The sequence below is a fragment of the Delftia acidovorans NBRC 14950 genome, from assembly GCF_001598795.1.
GTDB classification, from domain to species: Bacteria; Pseudomonadota; Gammaproteobacteria; order Burkholderiales; family Burkholderiaceae_C; genus Comamonas; species Comamonas acidovorans.
The window spans coordinates 1-1,278 of record NZ_BCZP01000073.1; the positions used below are offsets into that span (position 1 = coordinate 1).

Below are 1,278 nucleotides of genomic sequence, written 5' to 3' on the forward strand. Positions count from 1 at the left end.
CCCAGCCATGAAGATCACGAACAACCTCGACGCCTCGGGCAACCGGGTCATCAACCTGGCCGACGCGGTCAACCCGCAGGATGCCGTCACAAAGGCCCAACTGGACGCTGCGGTCCAGGGCTACAAATGGAAAGAGCCGGCGCGCGCGGCCACCACGGCCAACATCACGCTGTCCGGTGCACAGACGATTGATGGTGTGTCCATCGTGGCCGGTGACCGGGTGCTGGTGAAGAACCAGACCACGGGTTCGGCCAATGGCGTCTACCTTGCCGCCTCGGGCTCGTGGACGCGGGCCACTGACTTCGACGCCGCCAGTGAGGTGCTGGGCGCCGCGGTCTTTGTCTCCGAGGGCACGACACAGGGCAACCAGGTCTGGCTGATGACCACGGACGCGCCCATCACCATCGGCACCACGGCCCTGGCGTTTGCGCAGGTCGGTGGCGGGACAAGCTATACGGCGGGACTGGGCATCAGCATCAATGGCGGCGTCATCGCGGTGGATACCGGTGTCGTGGCGCGCAAGGCCTCGGCCACCGTGGGCGATGGCACCGCCACGACCATCACCGTGACCCACAGCCTCAACACCCAGGACGTGGTGGTCAGCGTGCGCGAGACCGCGACGAATGCTGGCGTGCTGTGCGACTGGGTCGCCAACGGCGTGAATACAGTGCAGCTGACATTCGCCGTGGCGCCCACTACGGGCCAGTACCGGGTAAGCATCACGGGCTGACCATGAAACACGTCGGCACACGGGCAAATGCAAAGGATGTTGCATCCCAGGACCAGATCCTGGGTGCAGGCCAGTCCTGGCAGGACGTGACAGCCAGCAGGACTACTGGCGTCACCTACACGAATACAACTTCAAAACCGATCCTGGTGAGCATTATCGGAACGTCGCGTGGGGAGGGGCCCACCGCGTGCTTAGCGATAAATCTTCGAGGAAATTGGGTGGCTGTGAGTTATGTCAATTACACCGGCTCCGGAAACGGAGTACAGGCAATTGTTCCGGCGGGAGATACGTATTTCTACTTTGCGGATGGGCACAACGTGACGAAGTACATGGAGTACCGCTGATGCTGCTGTTCAAGGATTCATCGGATCGGCCCTATGCCTTCGAGACTGGTACTTACCCGGAGCTGTATTCCGGGTTGGTTGCTGTGGGCAGCGCTGAATTTGAACAGTTGCGGATTAAAGCGTTGGTGGGAATGAGCCCTGCAGCGCCAGGAACTGCCCTGCCGCTTGAAGTGCCGCGCTGGGCTGGGCGGCTGGCGCTCAAGC

The 1,278-nt window shown here is 62.1% G+C and carries 3 protein-coding genes; all 3 read left to right on the plus strand.

The features are described 5' to 3' along the window. On the plus strand, positions 1–730 hold a 730-nt coding region (locus DA1_RS29290; RefSeq protein WP_255288224.1), incomplete at its 5' end, for a hypothetical protein. Positions 731–732: 2 nt separating this feature from the next. Further along, the gene (locus tag DA1_RS30840) at positions 733–1,074 is read left to right on the plus strand and encodes a hypothetical protein (protein ID WP_155294281.1); all 342 of its coding nucleotides are present in this window, start codon (positions 733–735) and stop codon (positions 1,072–1,074) included. Next, the coding region (locus tag DA1_RS30845; RefSeq protein ID WP_155737683.1) for a hypothetical protein at positions 1,074–1,278 on the plus strand (205 nt) is incomplete at its 3' end. The genes DA1_RS30840 and DA1_RS30845, both read left to right, overlap by 1 nt.

Bases quoted from the DNA above. Each gene is read 5' to 3' on its own strand.
- DA1_RS30840 (WP_155294281.1), top strand. From the start codon at position 733: ATGAAACACGTCGGCACACGGGCAAATGCAAAGGATGTTGCATCCCAG.